At 68.7% G+C, this 15118-nt stretch carries 17 protein-coding genes; 15 read left to right on the plus strand and 2 right to left on the minus strand.

All coding sequences use genetic code 11. The features are described from left to right. Positions 1-27: 27 nt before the first annotated feature. The 6 genes from IPV10_RS07515 (at position 28) to IPV10_RS07540 (ending at position 6107) form a co-directional block, all read left to right on the plus strand. Positions 28-624 (plus strand): hypothetical protein, encoded by a 597-nt coding sequence (locus IPV10_RS07515; protein WP_207482336.1) that lies wholly within the window; start codon positions 28-30, stop codon positions 622-624. A gap of 59 nt (positions 625-683) precedes the next feature. After that, entirely contained in the window at positions 684-1433 is a 750-nt protein-coding gene (locus tag IPV10_RS07520) for a class I SAM-dependent methyltransferase (protein ID WP_207482338.1), read from the plus strand. 34 nt (positions 1434-1467) lie between these two features. Then, positions 1468-2529: a polyprenyl synthetase family protein gene (locus IPV10_RS07525; RefSeq protein WP_207482346.1), complete on the plus strand. Its 1062-nt coding sequence runs from the start codon at positions 1468-1470 to the stop codon at positions 2527-2529. 55 nt (positions 2530-2584) lie between these two features. Next, on the plus strand, positions 2585-3979 hold the full coding sequence (locus IPV10_RS07530; RefSeq protein WP_207482348.1) for an FAD-dependent oxidoreductase: 1395 nt from the start codon (positions 2585-2587) through the stop codon (positions 3977-3979). Between the two features lie 63 nt (positions 3980-4042). Then, positions 4043-5074 (plus strand): hypothetical protein, encoded by a 1032-nt coding sequence (locus tag IPV10_RS07535; RefSeq protein ID WP_207482350.1) that lies wholly within the window; start codon positions 4043-4045, stop codon positions 5072-5074. Positions 5075-5102: 28 nt separating this feature from the next. Further along, positions 5103-6107: an alpha/beta hydrolase gene (locus tag IPV10_RS07540; RefSeq protein ID WP_207482352.1), complete on the plus strand. Its 1005-nt coding sequence runs from the start codon at positions 5103-5105 to the stop codon at positions 6105-6107. A gap of 2 nt (positions 6108-6109) precedes the next feature. On the opposite strand, the gene IPV10_RS07545 is transcribed toward IPV10_RS07540, so the two are convergent. Both IPV10_RS07545 and IPV10_RS07550 read right to left on the minus strand, forming a co-directional pair. After that, a complete protein-coding gene (locus IPV10_RS07545; RefSeq protein WP_207482354.1) occupies positions 6110-6742 on the minus strand; it encodes a GntR family transcriptional regulator in 633 nt (210 codons plus the stop codon). A 218-nt stretch (positions 6743-6960) separates the two neighbouring features. Beyond that, the gene (locus IPV10_RS07550) at positions 6961-7449 is read right to left on the minus strand and encodes a YajQ family cyclic di-GMP-binding protein (protein ID WP_207482356.1); all 489 of its coding nucleotides are present in this window, start codon (positions 7447-7449) and stop codon (positions 6961-6963) included. A gap of 187 nt (positions 7450-7636) precedes the next feature. Between IPV10_RS07550 and IPV10_RS07555 the strand changes: the two genes are divergently transcribed. The 9 genes from IPV10_RS07555 (at position 7637) to rpsG (ending at position 15053) form a co-directional block, all read left to right on the plus strand. Beyond that, positions 7637-8851 carry a maltose ABC transporter substrate-binding protein gene (locus tag IPV10_RS07555; protein ID WP_207482358.1) on the plus strand — a complete coding sequence of 405 codons (1215 nt, stop codon included), beginning with the start codon at positions 7637-7639 and terminating at the stop codon, positions 8849-8851. 66 nt (positions 8852-8917) lie between these two features. Next, positions 8918-10522: an ABC transporter permease subunit gene (locus tag IPV10_RS07560; protein ID WP_207482360.1), complete on the plus strand. Its 1605-nt coding sequence runs from the start codon at positions 8918-8920 to the stop codon at positions 10520-10522. A 1-nt stretch (position 10523) separates the two neighbouring features. After that, positions 10524-11450, plus strand: a complete 927-nt coding sequence (locus IPV10_RS07565; protein ID WP_207482362.1) for a sugar ABC transporter permease — start codon at positions 10524-10526, stop codon at positions 11448-11450. A gap of 58 nt (positions 11451-11508) precedes the next feature. After that, positions 11509-11661 (plus strand): hypothetical protein, encoded by a 153-nt coding sequence (locus IPV10_RS07570; RefSeq protein WP_207482370.1) that lies wholly within the window; start codon positions 11509-11511, stop codon positions 11659-11661. 120 nt (positions 11662-11781) lie between these two features. Continuing rightward, positions 11782-12789 (plus strand): ABC transporter, encoded by a 1008-nt coding sequence (locus IPV10_RS07575; RefSeq protein ID WP_207482372.1) that lies wholly within the window; start codon positions 11782-11784, stop codon positions 12787-12789. Positions 12790-12846: 57 nt separating this feature from the next. Continuing rightward, complete coding sequence (locus IPV10_RS07580) at positions 12847-13290, plus strand: hypothetical protein (protein WP_307861084.1); 444 nt, start codon at positions 12847-12849, stop codon at positions 13288-13290. 60 nt (positions 13291-13350) lie between these two features. Further along, complete coding sequence (locus IPV10_RS07585) at positions 13351-13998, plus strand: spermidine/putrescine ABC transporter substrate-binding protein (protein WP_207482376.1); 648 nt, start codon at positions 13351-13353, stop codon at positions 13996-13998. A gap of 210 nt (positions 13999-14208) precedes the next feature. Continuing rightward, a complete protein-coding gene (gene rpsL / locus IPV10_RS07590; protein WP_013584051.1) occupies positions 14209-14577 on the plus strand; it encodes a 30S ribosomal protein S12 in 369 nt (122 codons plus the stop codon). A 5-nt stretch (positions 14578-14582) separates the two neighbouring features. Then, on the plus strand, positions 14583-15053 hold the full coding sequence (gene rpsG / locus IPV10_RS07595; RefSeq protein ID WP_042538706.1) for a 30S ribosomal protein S7: 471 nt from the start codon (positions 14583-14585) through the stop codon (positions 15051-15053). Positions 15054-15118: the final 65 nt, after the last annotated feature.

A 15118-nucleotide genomic window follows, 5' to 3' on the forward strand; every position in this document is an offset into this window, starting at 1 on the left:
CCTAAGACGTGAGCATAGGGTGAGAGCATGAGCGACGCCCGCCCGGCCCCCGGCACCGAGATGATCTTCCAATGGCGCAAGTGGGACGGGTCGCCGCACTGGCGCAACGAGTGCGTGTACCTCGGCGCCGACGAGTGGGGTGATTGGATCGGGCAGCCCGTCGGCTGGCACAGCGCGCGCCCCGGGGCGCAGTTCACCGCGTCGGCGCCCAATGTGACTCTCGTCCCCGCGGTCGATCGCACAGCGCACCGCACCCGCGACGTGTTCGAGCAGGGCGCGACCGACTACGCGCTCACCGTCAACAGGAACCACCCGAAGCGGATGCGCGTCTACATCGATCTCGGATGGGACGTGCGCTGGTCGGATGACCCGCTGGTCGTGACCGGCATCGACATGGACCTCGACGTCATCCGCATCGACGGGGACCGCGGCACCTGGGTCGACGACCGCGACGAGTGGGAGGAGCACAGCGCGCAGTTCGGCTACCCCGCCGACGTGATGGCCCGGCTCGAAGCCCTCGCGCTCGACCTCGAGGAGCGCGTCCGCGCGAAGACCGCCCCGTTCGACGACGCGACCGCCGACGTGTGGCTCGACCGGCTGATCGCGCTGAACCTTCACCGCTGACCGGCGACCGGAGATCAGCGGCCACGAACTCGCACAGGCACCGCGCCTAGACTCGACTCATGACCCCGAACGAGCCCAACCGCGCAGATCTCGGCAAGGACCCCGCCCGCGTCAGCGGCATGTTCGATCAGGTCGCCGCGGGCTACGACCGCACCAACACGGCCATGACGGTCGGCAATGACGCGCTCTGGCGTGCCGCCACGACGCGCGCCGTCGCCCCGAAGCCGGGGGAGAAGATCCTCGACCTCGGAGCAGGCACCGCGTCGTCCTCGGCATCCCTCGCCCGAAGCGGCGCCGAGGTGGTCGCCGCTGACTTCTCCAGGGGGATGCTCGCTGAGGGCAGGCGCCGTCACGGCGGCATGCGCAACCTCTCCTTCGTCGAGGCGGATGCCACGGCGCTGCCGTTCGACGATGACGAGTTCGACGCCGTCACGATGTCATACGCGCTGCGCAACGTGAACGACCCGAAGAAGGCGCTGCGCGAGCTGCACCGGGTGACCAAGCCCGGCGGCCGGCTCGTCATCAACGAGTTCTCCACCCCGCCGGGGAAGCTGTTCCGCGGTGCCTACCGGTTCTACAACTCGCAGGTGCTCCCGCGGGTCGCGCGCGTCGCCGGCACGAACGGCGAGGCGTACGACTACCTGAACGAGTCGATCAGCGCCTGGCCCGACCAGAAGGAGCTCTCCGCCTGGATCCGCGAGGCCGGCTGGACCGATGTCGCGTACCGCAATCTCTCCTTCGGGATCGTCGCCCTGCACCGGGCGCGCAAGCCGTTCGCCCGCCCGCCTCGCGCCGCTGAGACGGCGTGATCGCACGGCGGCACAGCCCGGGTAGGCTGAGAGCGTGACTTCGAGCCCCATCGCCCCGGGTTCGCGACTGGCGAGCCGTCTCGGCTTCAGCGACCGCGTGTTCGTGGGCCCCGCCGCCCGCCGCGTCGCCCGCGCCATCGAGGACGGGCTCGAGCGTGTCGAGAACGGCCTTGCAGAGGACGTGCGGGTCGCGGATCCGCTCGCCGACGCCACCAGCCGCTACCTGTACGAGGCCGGCGGCAAGCGCATCCGCCCCGTGCTCACCCTGCTGGCGGCCCAGCTGGGGGAGGGCAACACGGATGCCGTCATCGACGTCGCCAAGGCGCTGGAGATGACCCACCTCGGCTCGCTGTACCACGACGACGTGATGGACGGCGCCGACCGCCGCCGCGGGGTTCCGGCGGCGCACGCCGTGTGGGGCAACAGCATCGCGATCCTCACCGGGGACATCCTGTTCTCCCGCGCCAGCCAGCTCATGTCGCGCCACGGCGACCGCGCGATCCGCCTGCAGGCCGACACGTTCGAGCGCCTGGTCCTCGGCCAGATGCACGAGACCATCGGCGTGCAGCCCGGCGACGAGCCGATCCAGTTCTACATCCAGGTACTGGCGGACAAGACCGGCTCCCTGATCGCCGCGGCGACGCAGGCCGGGGTCATCTTCTCGAACGCGCCGACGGAGTACGAAGAGCCGATGCGCGTCTACGGCGAGAAGATCGGCGTCGCGTTCCAGCTCCTCGACGACGTCATCGACCTCTCGGCGAAGCCGGAGGACACGGGGAAGGTTCCCGGTACCGACCTCCGTGCCGGCGTGCCGACGATGCCGTATCTGCTTCTGAAGGCCGAGCCCGACGCCGCGTCGCGGGATCTCGCCGCCCGCATCGACGAGGGGGTGGCGCTCATCGCCGACGGCGCGGATCCCGCGATCCTCGATGAGCCGCTTACCGAGCTGCGCGATCACGCCGTCACGCAGAAGACCCTCGAGCTGGCGCTCGCCTGGACGCAGGACGCGATCCACGCTCTCGATCCTCTTCCGCGCGGCACCGTCCGCGACGCGCTGACCCGATTCGCAGAGACCCTCGCCGAGCGCTCCAGTTGATCCAGCGCCGCGCTCGCGCGGCTGATCGAGCGTCCGGAGCGACGAAAGGACCTTCATGACCAAGCTCAGACTCGCCATCGTCGGGGCGGGCCCCGCCGGCATCTACGCCGCGGACATCCTGCTGAAGGCCGAGCGCAAGTTCGACGTCTCGATCGACCTGTTCGAGCAGCTCCCGGCCCCGTACGGCCTGGTCCGCTACGGCGTCGCGCCCGATCATCCCCGCATCAAGGGCATCATCACGGCCCTGCGCGACGTGCTCGACCGTGGCGACATCCGCCTGTTCGGCAACGTGCGCTTCGGCGAGGACATCACCCTCGACGACCTCAAACATCACTACAACGCCGTGATCTTCGCGACCGGCGCGATCCGCGACACCGCGATGGAGATCCCCGGGATCGACGCGGTCGGCTCGTACGGCGCGGCCGACTACGTCAGCTGGTTCGACGGCCACCCCGACGTGCCGCGCGAGTGGCCGCTGGATGCGGCATCCGTCGGCGTCCTCGGCAACGGCAACGTCGCGCTCGACGTCGCGCGGATGCTCGCCAAGCACGCCGAGGACCTGCTGGTCACCGAGGTCCCCGAGAACGTCTACGAGGGGCTGAAGTCGAGCGCCATCACCGACGTGCACGTGTTCGGACGCCGCGGGCCCGCGCAGGTCAAGTTCACACCGCTCGAGCTCCGCGAACTCGGCGAGCTGCGCGATGTCGACATGGTCGTCTACGACGAGGACTTCGATTACGACGAGGCGTCGAAGGACGCCGTGGCCAGCAACAAGCAGGTCATGGTCATCGACCGCGTCCTGCAGTCGTGGCGCAAGCGCCCGTCTGCCAATGGCGCCAGAGGCGACGTCGACAACGCCGGCGGCACGGCATCGCGTCGCCTGCACCTGCACTTCTGGGCGCGTCCCGTCGAGGTCCGCAAGGACGAGGAGGGCCGCGTCGCGGCCCTCGTGTACGAGCGCACCCAGCCGGACGGTCAGGGCGGTGCCGTCGGCACCGGCGAGCTGCGTGAGGTGCCGATGCAGGCGCTGTACCGCGCGATCGGCTACTTCGGCTCGCCGCTGCCCGGCGTCCCGTTCGACAAGAAGCACGGCGTGATCCCGAACCGCGAGGGGCAGGTGCTCGCGAAGGACTCCAACCAGCGCGTGCCCGGCATCTACGCCACCGGCTGGATCAAGCGCGGACCGGTAGGCCTGATCGGCCACACCAAGTCCGACGCCATGGAGACCGTGCGTCACATCATCAACGACCAGGGCTCCTGGTGGCAGCCGGTCGACCCTTCGGAGGCGTCGATCCCCGCGCTCCTGCACGAGCGCGGCGTGAAGTGGACCGACCTGGCGGGCTGGCACCGGCTCGACGAGCACGAGATCGGGCTGGGAGCCCCGCAGGAGCGGGCCCGCGTCAAGGTCGTGCCGCGCGACGAGATGGTGCGCGTCTCCCGCGGGGAGTGACCGACGCCGGATCGTTGTCTGCGCTGCGGCGAGTCACGGTCGGAGCGCTCGTAGTCTGAGCGCATGCGGATGCGTTCTCTCCTCGCACTGGGTGCGGTGGCCGTGCTGGCCCTCTCCGGGTGCGCCCCGGGTCCGGAGCCGAAGCCGAAGCCTTCCGCGTCGCCATCGACCCCGGAGACGCCGCCGCCGACGCCCGAGCCCGTGGAGGCGCCGGAGGCGGCGTTCGACGTGACCTGCGAGGACCTCGCGACCACGATGGCGACCCTGGTCGGCGAGCCGTCGACACCCGTCGAGCCGGTGATGTCGACCGTCTCCACCATGAGCTGGCTCCCGGGTCCGGGGCAGTACATGTTCCAGCGCTCCGGCGGCCTCGCCTGCTCGGCCGGCGAGGAGCCGTCGTACTGGGAGGTCACGATGATCCCGGATGCGCAGGGCGTCATCGACGGCGCGGCGGAGAGGAACGGCTTCTGGGGCGAGCAGGCCGACTGCAACGAGTCAGGGTGCTCCTTCGAGATCGTCGAGGGCGATGTCCTCCTCTCCGCGAGGATCGTCGATGCCGGACTGGGTGCGAGCCTCGACCCCGGGCCTCCCGGTGATGCACTGCGAGGCCTTGCCGCGGCGGCTGCCTCGACGCTTCACGATGTCGTGTCCGTCGACAGCGCGATCGTCGGTGCGGAGTGCGAGAGGTTCCTCACCGCCCAGGAGCTCGCCGACTCGGTCGGCGGCGAGACCCGGATCGTCTCCGAGTTCGGCGGCTGGGGCATCCCGGCCGAGGTCTATCACGTGGTCAACGGATCGAAGATCTGCCTCTACACCGACGGGGGCGACGAGTACTCCGGAGTGCATCACCTCACGATCACGACCCTGCCAGGAGGAGCCTGGGCGTTCGAGCGGACACCGGGCGAGGCCATCGACGTCGAGGGGGCGGACGAGGCCAGGCTCAGCACGGACGCGAGCGGTGCGACCGCTCTGGATCTCCGTGTCGGACCGGACTGGATCCGCCTGACGACGCGCGTGACCGAGGCGGCGACGATGACGGGCGTCGCCGAGAAGATCGTGCGCAACCTCACCAAGGGGCACACTGCTCCGCAGTAGCCGGCATCCGCTCGGCTAGCCTGGCGACATGCCTGACTGGATCCCGGATGTGCTCGGCGACGAGTTCGAGCAGCTCACGCTCGAGCTCGAGCCGGACGATCAGGGGCCAGTCGTCGCGACGCTCGTCCGCGCGCTGCCGGCGCCGCAGAGCTGGTGGGACCGGCTGCGGGGAAGCAGGCTCCTGCTCGAGGACGTCGACGTGCTCTACGTGCACGGCTGGTCGGACTACTTCTTCCAGAAACGCCTCGCGCGGTTCTGGACGGCCCGAGGCGCACGCTTCTTCGCGCTGGATCTGCGCAAGTACGGCCGCAGTCTCCGCGCGGGGCAGACCGCCGGATACATCTCCGACCTCAGCACCTATGACGAGGACATCGCGGCCGCGATGGAGGCCATGGGGCGCGCAGTCGACGGTGCGGCATCCGGTCGTCGTCTCGTCCTCCTGGGGCACTCGACCGGCGGCCTGACGCTGAGCCTGTGGGCGTCCCGGCATCCGGGCGGCGCGGATGCCGTCATCCTGAACAGCCCGTGGCTGGAGTTCCAGCTCCCGGTGCGCGCCGCCATCGTGCCGGTGGTCGAGCTGCAGGCGCGGCTGCGGCCACTGGAGGTCGCACCGCAGGTGGATCTCGGCTTCTACACGCGCGCGCAGGCGGAGGTCGCGGATCCTGACGACCCGGTCGAGGTCAACCCCGACTGGCGGCCGGCGCAGTCCATGGCGGTGCATGCGGGCTGGTTCCGCGCGATCCTCGCCGGGCACACGCAGGTCGCCGCCGGGCTGTCGATCACGGCCCCGGTGTGCGTGCTGCTCTCGGCGAGGTCGGCGACGCCGACGCGGTGGTCGGACGATCTCACCCGGGCCGACTCGGTCCTGGTCGTCGACGACATCGCCAGGACCGCCCTGAAGCTCGGCCCCTCGGTCACCGTCGAGCGCATCGAAGGCGCGCTGCATGACGTGTTCCTGTCGCGGCACGAGGCGCGCGAGGATTCGTACCGTCGGCTCGACCGCTGGGTGCGCGGGTGGAGAGCGTCGAGCTGAGCTCAGACGCCGTAGACGGCGCGTGCGAGGCGCTCGGCCTCGTCGCCGTCGCCCCGACGGACGGCTTCGCCGAGTCGCCGGCCGATGTCCTGCACCCGTTCACCGTCGGATGCCGGCGCCTCCCACGCCCGGAGATTGCGCAGCAGCGCCAGTCTCGCGTCGCCCAGGAGCATTTCGTGCTGTGCGTTGCCGGAGTGATCGCTGAGGTAGGCGAACAGCCTCCAGCGCGCATCGGCCGGATGCGCGTCCTCATCGTCGTGCGCCGCGCTCAGGTCGTCGGCGAGGGCCGCGACGTGCTCGCGCTCCTGCTCGGTGAGCCGTGGCACTGCCATCCTGGCGGCCACGCCGGCCTGGTATCCGGCGAACTCCCGCGCCTGCTCGACCATCTCCGGCGTCACGGCCGTGACCTCGGTGTAGCGGCTCGGGTACATCGTCACCAGCCCGAGTCGCTCCAGCCGCTGCAGCGCTTCCCGCACGGGCGTGCGGGAGACGTGCATCTCCGCGGCGAGATCGACATCCCGGATGCGGTGCCCGGCCGGCAGTGAGCCGTCGACGATCTGCGCGCCGATGTGCTCGAAGACCGCGTCCGCCAGAAGCTTCTTGCTTCCGCCGAGGCTCGACTGATCGCTGTACATGGATTGCCCCCAGATGCATTCCCATTCCGGCGGGATCATCCGAAGACGAGTCCGCCCCGTTCAGTCCCCACGACTGGCCGGTTCCCGGGCGGCCCCATGACATGCCCGGATGGCCAACTACATCACGAACTCGACCAGGATGCCAACATTCCGGCGCGATTCGCCGGAACGACGAAGGGGACGGATGCCATGGCATCCGTCCCCTTCGTGAACACCGTTCAGCGGTAGTTGATGAACTGGAGATCGACGTCGAGGTCGGCGTCCTTCAGCAGCGCGATGACCGCCTGGAGGTCGTCGCGGCTCTTCGACTGGACGCGCAGCTCGTCGCCCTGGATCTGGCTCTTGACGCCCTTCGGTCCCTCGTCGCGGATGACCTTGCTGATCTTCTTCGCGTTCTCCGAGGAGATGCCGTCCTTCAGGGTCGAGACGATGCGGAACTCCTTGCCGCTCGCGAACGGCTCGCCCGACTCGAGGCTCTTCAGGGAGATCCCGCGCTTGATGAGCTTGGACTGGAAGACGTCGAGAACGGCCTTCGCGCGCTCCTCCGTGTTCGCGATGATCAGCACCTGCTCGCCGCTCCAGGCGATCGACGCACCGGTGCCCTTGAAGTCGTAGCGCTGCTCGATCTCCTTGTGTGCCTGGTTCAGCGCGTTCTGCGCTTCCTGGTGATCCACTTTCGAGACGATGTCAAAGGAACTGTCAGCCATGGGGAAATTGTATCGACACCGCTGTTTCAGCGCGGACTTGGAAGCGTTTTCACTGCATCTGGCAGTGAGTGACTCGGTCACAGGTTGATATCGGCACAGGTTTTCATTGCAGATCACCCTGTTCTCGGTGCATACTGTAAGCGCTTGCAGTTCTGCAGGTCATCAGCACTCAGAGAGGCACACACCAATGAAGGTGAACAGGAGAGGCGTCGTCGCCGCAGGCGCCATCGCGATCGTTTCGACTCTGGCGCTCGCCGGTTGCGCAGGCGGGACCGACGGCGCAGACACGTCCGGCGGCGAGGGCGAAGGCTCGAGCAAGCTGACCGTCTGGGTCGACGCCGAGCGCGTGGACGCGCTGAAGGGTGCGGCCGAGTCGTATGAGGACAAGACCGGCGTCAAGGTCGACCTCGTCGGCAAGTCCGTCGACGACATGAAGGACGACTTCATCCAGCAGGTTCCGACCGGCAAGGGCCCCGACGTCGTCATGGGCGCCCACGACTGGCTGGGCGAGCTCTCCACCAACGGCGTGGTCGCACCGCTCGAACTCGGCGACTCCTCGGCCGACTACCTCCCCGTCGCGCTCCAGGCCGCGACCTACGACGGCACCGTCTACATGCTCCCGTACGCGGTCGAGAACATCGCCGTGCTCCGCAACGCCGACCTCGTCCCCGAGGCCGCGTCGAGCTTCGACGACATGGTCTCGAAGGGTGCGTTCGTGGTCGAGCAGGGCGCCGAAGGCAACCCCTACCACCTGTACCCGTTCCAGACCGCGTTCGGCGCACCCGTCTTCGGCACCGACGACACCGGCAGCTACGACTCCACCGACCTGCAGCTCGGCAGCGAGGGCGGGATCGCCTTCGCCGACTGGCTCGCGGCGCAGGGCGCTGCCGGAACGCTGAACACCGACATCGACGGTGAGATCGCGAAGCAGCAGTTCCTCGACGGGACCGCCGCCTTCTGGCTCACCGGCCCGTGGAACGTCGGTGCGGCCGTCGACGCCGGCATCAACGTCGCGATCGACCCCGTCCCCAGCCCCACCGCCGACGCCGCCTCGCCGTTCGCCGGCGTGAAGGGCTTCTTCGTCAGCGCGGAGTCCGAGAACAAGGTCGCCGCGAACGACTTCCTGGTCAACTACATCGGCACCGAGGATGTCCAGCTTGCGCTGTTCGAGGCCGGCAACATCCTGCCCGCGCTGACCGCAGCGGCGGACTCCGCGGCATCCGACCCGATCATCGCCGGCTTCCAGGCCGTGGGCGAAGAGGCCGTCCCGATGCCGGCGATCCCCGCGATGGGCTCGGTCTGGCAGTTCTGGGGTGTCGCAGAGGCTGCGATCATCAACGGCGCCGACCCGGCGGCGACGTGGCAGAAGCTCGTCGAAGACGTGACCGCCGCGACCAAGTAACCTCCAGCACCATCCTGCCGGGGCGGACGTCACCGTCCGCCCCGGCAGATCCACGACGGGGACGAGATGACTTTCACCGCTGAGCCCACGGCTCCTCCCACCAAGCGCCAGCGTCAGGCCGCGAAGATCGCCGAGGCGGCATCCGACCCGATCGGCTGGACGCTTCTGAAGATCCTGCTGCTGGCCGTCGTCGACGCGATCGCGGTGTATGCCGCATTCGTGCTCTTCAGCCAGCAGGAATGGCTGGTGCTCGGCCTCGTGGTCGTCGTCGCCGTCCTGGTCAACTGGGTGTACTTCTCGCGGAAGCTCATCCCCGCGAAGTACCTCACGCCGGGGATCATCTTCCTGGTGATCTTCCAGGTGTTCACGCTGCTGTACACCGGATACATCGGGTTCACGAACTACGGCACCGGCCACAACGGCACGAAGGACCAGGCAGTCTCGGCCCTGCTCGCCTCGGCGCAGGAGCGCGTCGAGGACTCGGCGACGTACCCTGTCACGGTCGTGGAGCAGTCCGGCACGTACGGACTCCTGGTCACCGATCCTGACTCGGGTGAGGCTCTGCTCGGCACGTCCGAGCAGCCGCTCGAGGAGGTCGACGCGGAGTTCGAAGGAGGGCAGGCGGTCGCCGTCGACGGCTGGAGCACCCTCCCGCTCGCGAAGGTGTTCACCCTCTCCGCAGAGCTCGAGAAGCTCTCGGTCCCGTTCAGCGAGGACCCCAACGACGGCAGTCTGCGCGCACCGGACGGCCAGAAGGGCTACCTCTACATCTCGACGCTCGAGTACGACGCGGCCGCCGACACCATCACCGACACCGGCACCGGCACCGTCTACTCCGACTCCGGCGCGGGCGCTTTCACCGCCGAGAACGGCGATGAGCTCCTTCCCGGGTGGCAGACCACTGTGGGCTTCGACAACTTCGTCCGAGCGGTCACCGACGAGTCGATCCGCGGCCCCCTGATCTCGGTGACGATCTGGACGTTCGTCTTCGCCCTGATCTCCGTGGCGACCACGTTCTTCCTCGGCCTGCTGCTCGCCCTGGTCTTCAACAACACCACGATGCGGTTCCGCAACGGCTACCGGATCATCCTGATCCTCCCGTACGCGTTCCCCGCCTTCCTCTCCGCGCTGGTGTGGGCCGGCATGATGAACGAGAGCTTCGGCTTCATCAACCAGGTCATCTTCGGCGGAGCCGAGATCCCCTGGCTCACCGATCCGACCCTCGCGAAGGTCTCGGTGCTCCTGGTGAACCTCTGGCTCGGATTCCCGTACATGTTCCTCGTGTGCATGGGCGCGCTGCAGGGCATCCCGGGCGAGGTCAACGAGGCGGCCGTCATGGACGGTGCGAACCCGTGGCAGATCTTCCGCCGTATCAAGCTCCCGCTGCTGCTGGTGACGGTGGCCCCGCTGCTGATCTCGTCCTTCGCGTTCAACTTCAACAACTTCAACCTGATCTACATGCTCACCAACGGCGGCCCTCGCTTCGGTGACGTGAGCATCCCGGTCGGGCACACCGACATCCTGATCTCGATGGTCTACAAGGTGGCCTTCACCGGCCAGAACCGCGACTACGGGCTGGCCTCCGCCTTCACCATCCTGATCTTCCTCGTGGTCGCGACGATCTCGATCGTCAGCTTCCGCAAGACCAAGGCACTCGAGGAGCTGAACTGACATGAGCACCAGCACCGTCACAGCCACGCAGACCACGGCCTCCCGACCGCAGCGCCTCGCTCCCCGGAAGCGCTCGTTCGGCGCCTGGTTCGCCGACACCGGATGGCGCCATGTCGTCGCGATCGTGGTGAGCGCTTTCGCGCTGTTCCCGCTGCTCTACGTGCTCTCCGCATCGCTGAACCCGAAAGGCACGCTGACCGGCTCCAACCAGCTGTTCTCGGCGTTCGGCATCGACAGCTACGTGCGCATCCTCAGCGACCCGCAGAGTCCGTACGGACTGTGGTTCCTGAACACGCTGGTCATCGCCGTCGTCACGGGAGCCGTGACCGTCTTCATCGGCGCGTGCGCGGCGTACGCGTTCTCGCGCATGCGGTTCACCGGCCGGCGCGTCGGCCTCGTGACGATCGTGGTCGTGCAGATGTTCCCGCAGCTGCTCGCTGTCGTCGCGATCTTCCTGCTGATGTCCTCCATCGGCGACTGGTTCCCGGCGATCGGGCTGAACACGCACACCGGCCTGATCCTGGTGTACCTCGGCGGCGCGCTCGGCGTGAACACCTACCTGATGTACGGGTTCTTCAACACGCTCCCGATGGAGCTCGATGAGGCGGCGCGCATCGACGGCGCCGGCCACGCCAGGATCTTCTTCACCATGATCCTGCCCCTCGTGGCGCCGATCCTCGCGGTCGTGGCGCTGCTGTCGTTCATCGGGACGGTGAACGAGTACGTGATCGCGAGCATCATGCTCGTGGACGTCGACAAGCAGACGCTCGTGGTGGGTCTCACCAAGCTCGTCGCGAACCCGCGCTACGCGGACTGGTCGGCGTTCTCGGCCGGCGCGGTGATGGCGGCCATCCCCGTGATGATCCTGTTCCTGTTCCTGCAGAAGTACATCGTCGGCGGACTCACGGCCGGAGCGACGAAGGGCTGACTCCACGGCCCCGGCGTTGCGACGGGGGAGGAGCTCGCCCCGGCCGTACCGTATAGGCATGGCACGCACCGGGGGGAGGAACCTGGCGATCAGCTGGGTCGCCGGTCTCCTGTGCACCGCCGTCATCGCCGGTCTGATCTGGTTCGCGATCCCGATCATGCCCGCGATGGCATCGTTCGTCGGAGACGGCCTGCGCACCCTTCTTCCGTGATCGTCGCGACGCCCGATACCGCTCCGGATCCGGCTCGGCGACACGTCGGCACGCCTCCGGGCGGGCACGCGCGCACGGCGGTAATCTCGCACTGCACACATCCGATGAGAGGCGCACCCCATGAGTGACCCCGAGGTTCCCCGGCCCGAGCGACCGAAGGACGTCGATGACGTCGTCGACAGTGCGAACGCCGGTCTCGATGCAGCCGCCGCTGCGGGTGCGGACGTCCCGGGTGGCGACGCGCAGCGCGCCGACCAGCAGGACGCCGACGCGCAGGATGCCGACGCGCAGGATGCAGAGACTGCTGACGCGGACAGGCACGTCGATCCGGATCTCGCCGCCTTCGAGGCCGCGGAGAAGGAACACCCCGGCACGTTCGCGACCCCCGAGCTCAACGCCATGGCGGATGCGGATGGCGACGAGACCGCCGTGATCGCCGCTCCCGTGCACGAGGAGTCGGCGATGGCGGATGCCGCGTACGCGGCGCCGGACGACACCGAGACGCGCATCGTGCCCTCCGAGCCGGTGCCCTCGGGGCCGATCATCGCGCCGGTGGTGCAGCAGCAGCCGATCTTCGTCCAGGCGCCCGAGCCTCCCCGTGAGCGCGGGAACCGCGGCACGGCGGGCGGCATCGGCCTGATCGCCGCCGTCGCCTTCGCGATCCTGTATCTCGGCGCCATCCTCGGACTCGGCGCGCTCGCGGGCGACGTCACCGGCGAGAACATCGGCCAAGAGGCGCTCGCGCCGCTGATGACCTGGGGCTTCTGGGTCCCGGTCGTCGTGTTCTTCCTCGGCTTCTGGCTCCTCGGTGCGTTCATCAACCGCGGTCGCTGGGGCCTCTGGGTCGTCTTCGGCATCATCGTCGGCGCCATCGCCTACGGCGGGCACATCCTCGGCCAGCTCTTCGAGGGGCCGTTCTGGCTGCTCACCGCCGCGGAGGGTGCTGAGCTCGTCTCCTCGCAGCTCCTGGCTCCTCTCGCGATCGCCGCGTTCGTCTTCGCCCGCGAGCTGACCATCTGGTTCGGTGCGTGGGTGGCCCGAAGCGGCGCTCGGAAGACCGAGCTCAACGCCGAGGCGCAGCGCGAGTACGAGCGCACTCTCGAAGCCGGTCCCAGCCTGTCGAGGTAGGCCACGAACACCACCATGCCGAACCCCCGCGGGCCCGAGTCCGCGGGGGTTTCCGCTGTGCTGGCACTGGTCCTCGCGGCCGTCTCGTTCTTCGCGCTGGCCGTCTTCGGGCTCGGCGCGCTGAGCGTGGCCACCGACGCCGACATCATCGCCGTGAGAGGCCTCGGTCCGCTGCCGGGGGTTGCGGGGATGCTCGGGGCCGTCGCGGCGTTCGCCGTGATGCTCTTCCTCGCTCTGCGCCGCGGGCATCCGTCGTTCGTCTCGGTGCCGGCGGTCTCGCTCGTGACCGCCCTGGCGCATCTGCTCGCAGTGTGGACGGCCGTGCTCGCCGGCACGGGCGATCTGATCGTCGCGACCGTCGTGGCCGGGGATCTCGTCCGCGGGGGTGCGAGCGTCGTGCTGCTGCTCGCGGCGGCGATCGCCGGCTGGGGCGGTGTCGCCCTCCGCCGCACCAGGGCGCAGCATCCGCGGTGGCCAGGGGAGCGCGACGAGGAGGAATAGGCGCGCCGTGCCCGGCCGGAAATCAGGGCTGACACGCCCGGCCGGCCGTACGCTTGAGGGGTGGAGCGCTCACTGGAGACGCAGGTCGGCCAGGCCGTCGAGGCCTGGCTGCGCTGGGTGCCGCGCTGGGAGCCGGCGACCCACCGAGGGCGCGTCGCGCCCTGCCGTCGCTGCCTCGGCTCCCCGATCCTCTCCGCCGCGGGCATCGGGGCGAACACCCCGCACGGCGTGCAGCACGGACTCTCGACCCGCATCAAGACGATCGTCGACCACGCCGTCGCCGAGTACACGGCGAGGAATCTGCCGATGCTGCAGCGCGAGCTGGACCAGCAGGCGACCCGCAACCGTGCGCGCAGCTACCGTCCGGCGGAGGATCTCGACCCGGAGTTCGACGGGATGCCGCTGGATCCGGACCCGGTGCCGGGCGCGCCGTTCCTGTTCACGATCGCGGGCATGGCGGATGACGCTGCGGCCGCGCTTCCGCCGCTGCCGCCGCTGAGCGATGAGGCGAAGGCCGCGCTGCGCCACGAGGTGGCACTCGCAGACGAGTACGCCAACATGGTGGGCCGGGAGATCTGCGGCATCCTGCTGCGTCACAGGATCCACATCCAGGCGGCGATCTCGCAGCACGTCGAGCCGCAGATCGAGGCCATGCTCGCGGAGCTCACCCAGTCGCTGGACTCGCCGTTCGACCCGGACCCGTCCTGACGCGGCGCGCGCTCATTTGACCGCCCGGTTACGCACCATTACACTTGATCAGGTGTGTGCACGTCTTGACGTGCGCGCTGGGCGTCGGCTCCATAGCCGGTCCGCCCCCACGGCATACCCACCACACAGAAGGCACGTCGATTCCGGCGTGCCGGTGGGTCTGATGTGAATCCATCACGCTGTCACCGTGCAGCACTATGAGGAGAGAACGTGCCAACCATTCAGCAGTTGGTTCGCAAGGGTCGTTCGCCCAAGGTCTCGAAGACCAAGGCGCCCGCACTGAAGTCGAACCCCCAGCAGGCCGGTGTCTGCACCCGTGTGTACACCACCACCCCGAAGAAGCCGAACTCGGCGATGCGCAAGGTCGCACGTGTGAAGCTCCGCAACGGCACCGAGGTCACCGCCTACATCCCCGGTGAGGGCCACAACCTGCAGGAGCACTCCCTCGTGCTCGTGCGCGGTGGTCGTGTCAAGGACCTCCCCGGTGTGCGTTACAAGATCGTCCGCGGCGCCCTGGACACCCAGGCAGTCAAGAACCGTAAGCAGGCTCGCAGCCGCTACGGCGCGAAGAAGGGTTGAGTTAGATGCCTCGTAAGGGTCCCGCACCTAAGCGTCCCGTCGTCAACGACCCGGTATACGGCGCTCCGATCGTCAGCCAGCTGGTCAACAAGATCCTCGTCGACGGCAAGAAGTCCCTCGCCGAGTCGATCGTCTACAACGCCCTCAAGGGCGTCGAGGCGAAGAACGGCCAGGATGCCGTCGCCACTCTGAAGAAGGCGCTCGACAACGTGCGCCCGACGCTCGAGGTCAAGAGCCGCCGCGTCGGCGGCTCGACCTACCAGGTTCCGGTCGAGGTCAAGCCGCACCGCGCGAACACCCTCGCGCTGCGCTGGCTCGTCAGCTACGCGAAGGGTCGTCGTGAGAAGACGATGACCGAGCGTCTGCAGAACGAGATCCTTGACGCGTCGAACGGCCTCGGTGCCGCGGTCAAGCGCCGCGAGGACACCCACAAGATGGCCGAGTCGAACCGCGCGTTCGCTCACTACCGCTGGTAGACAGCTTCGCCCGCCCCCGGCCATCCGCCGGGGGCGGGCACCCCCCTCTTCGCAGTACGACTGCC

This window comes from Microbacterium sp. SD291, assembly GCF_017355365.1.
Taxonomy (GTDB): domain Bacteria; phylum Actinomycetota; class Actinomycetes; order Actinomycetales; family Microbacteriaceae; genus Microbacterium.

What these genes read in the sequence shown, in the direction of transcription:
- IPV10_RS07535 (WP_207482350.1), top strand. Translation starts at nt 4,043, where the DNA reads ATGCGGATGCGTTCTCTCCTCGCACTGGGTGCGGTGGCCGTGCTGGCC.
- IPV10_RS07570 (WP_207482370.1), top strand. Translation starts at nt 11,509, where the DNA reads ATGGCACGCACCGGGGGGAGGAACCTGGCGATCAGCTGGGTCGCCGGT.
- IPV10_RS07540 (WP_207482352.1), top strand. Translation starts at nt 5,103, where the DNA reads ATGCCTGACTGGATCCCGGATGTGCTCGGCGACGAGTTCGAGCAGCTC.
- IPV10_RS07545 (WP_207482354.1), bottom strand. Translation starts at nt 6,742, where the DNA reads ATGTACAGCGATCAGTCGAGCCTCGGCGGAAGCAAGAAGCTTCTGGCG.
- IPV10_RS07565 (WP_207482362.1), top strand. Translation starts at nt 10,524, where the DNA reads ATGAGCACCAGCACCGTCACAGCCACGCAGACCACGGCCTCCCGACCG.
- IPV10_RS07555 (WP_207482358.1), top strand. Translation starts at nt 7,637, where the DNA reads ATGAAGGTGAACAGGAGAGGCGTCGTCGCCGCAGGCGCCATCGCGATC.
- IPV10_RS07575 (WP_207482372.1), top strand. Translation starts at nt 11,782, where the DNA reads ATGAGTGACCCCGAGGTTCCCCGGCCCGAGCGACCGAAGGACGTCGAT.
- IPV10_RS07530 (WP_207482348.1), top strand. Translation starts at nt 2,585, where the DNA reads ATGACCAAGCTCAGACTCGCCATCGTCGGGGCGGGCCCCGCCGGCATC.
- rpsG (WP_042538706.1), top strand. Translation starts at nt 14,583, where the DNA reads ATGCCTCGTAAGGGTCCCGCACCTAAGCGTCCCGTCGTCAACGACCCG.
- IPV10_RS07560 (WP_207482360.1), top strand. Translation starts at nt 8,918, where the DNA reads ATGACTTTCACCGCTGAGCCCACGGCTCCTCCCACCAAGCGCCAGCGT.
- IPV10_RS07550 (WP_207482356.1), bottom strand. Translation starts at nt 7,449, where the DNA reads ATGGCTGACAGTTCCTTTGACATCGTCTCGAAAGTGGATCACCAGGAA.
- IPV10_RS07515 (WP_207482336.1), top strand. Translation starts at nt 28, where the DNA reads ATGAGCGACGCCCGCCCGGCCCCCGGCACCGAGATGATCTTCCAATGG.
- IPV10_RS07520 (WP_207482338.1), top strand. Translation starts at nt 684, where the DNA reads ATGACCCCGAACGAGCCCAACCGCGCAGATCTCGGCAAGGACCCCGCC.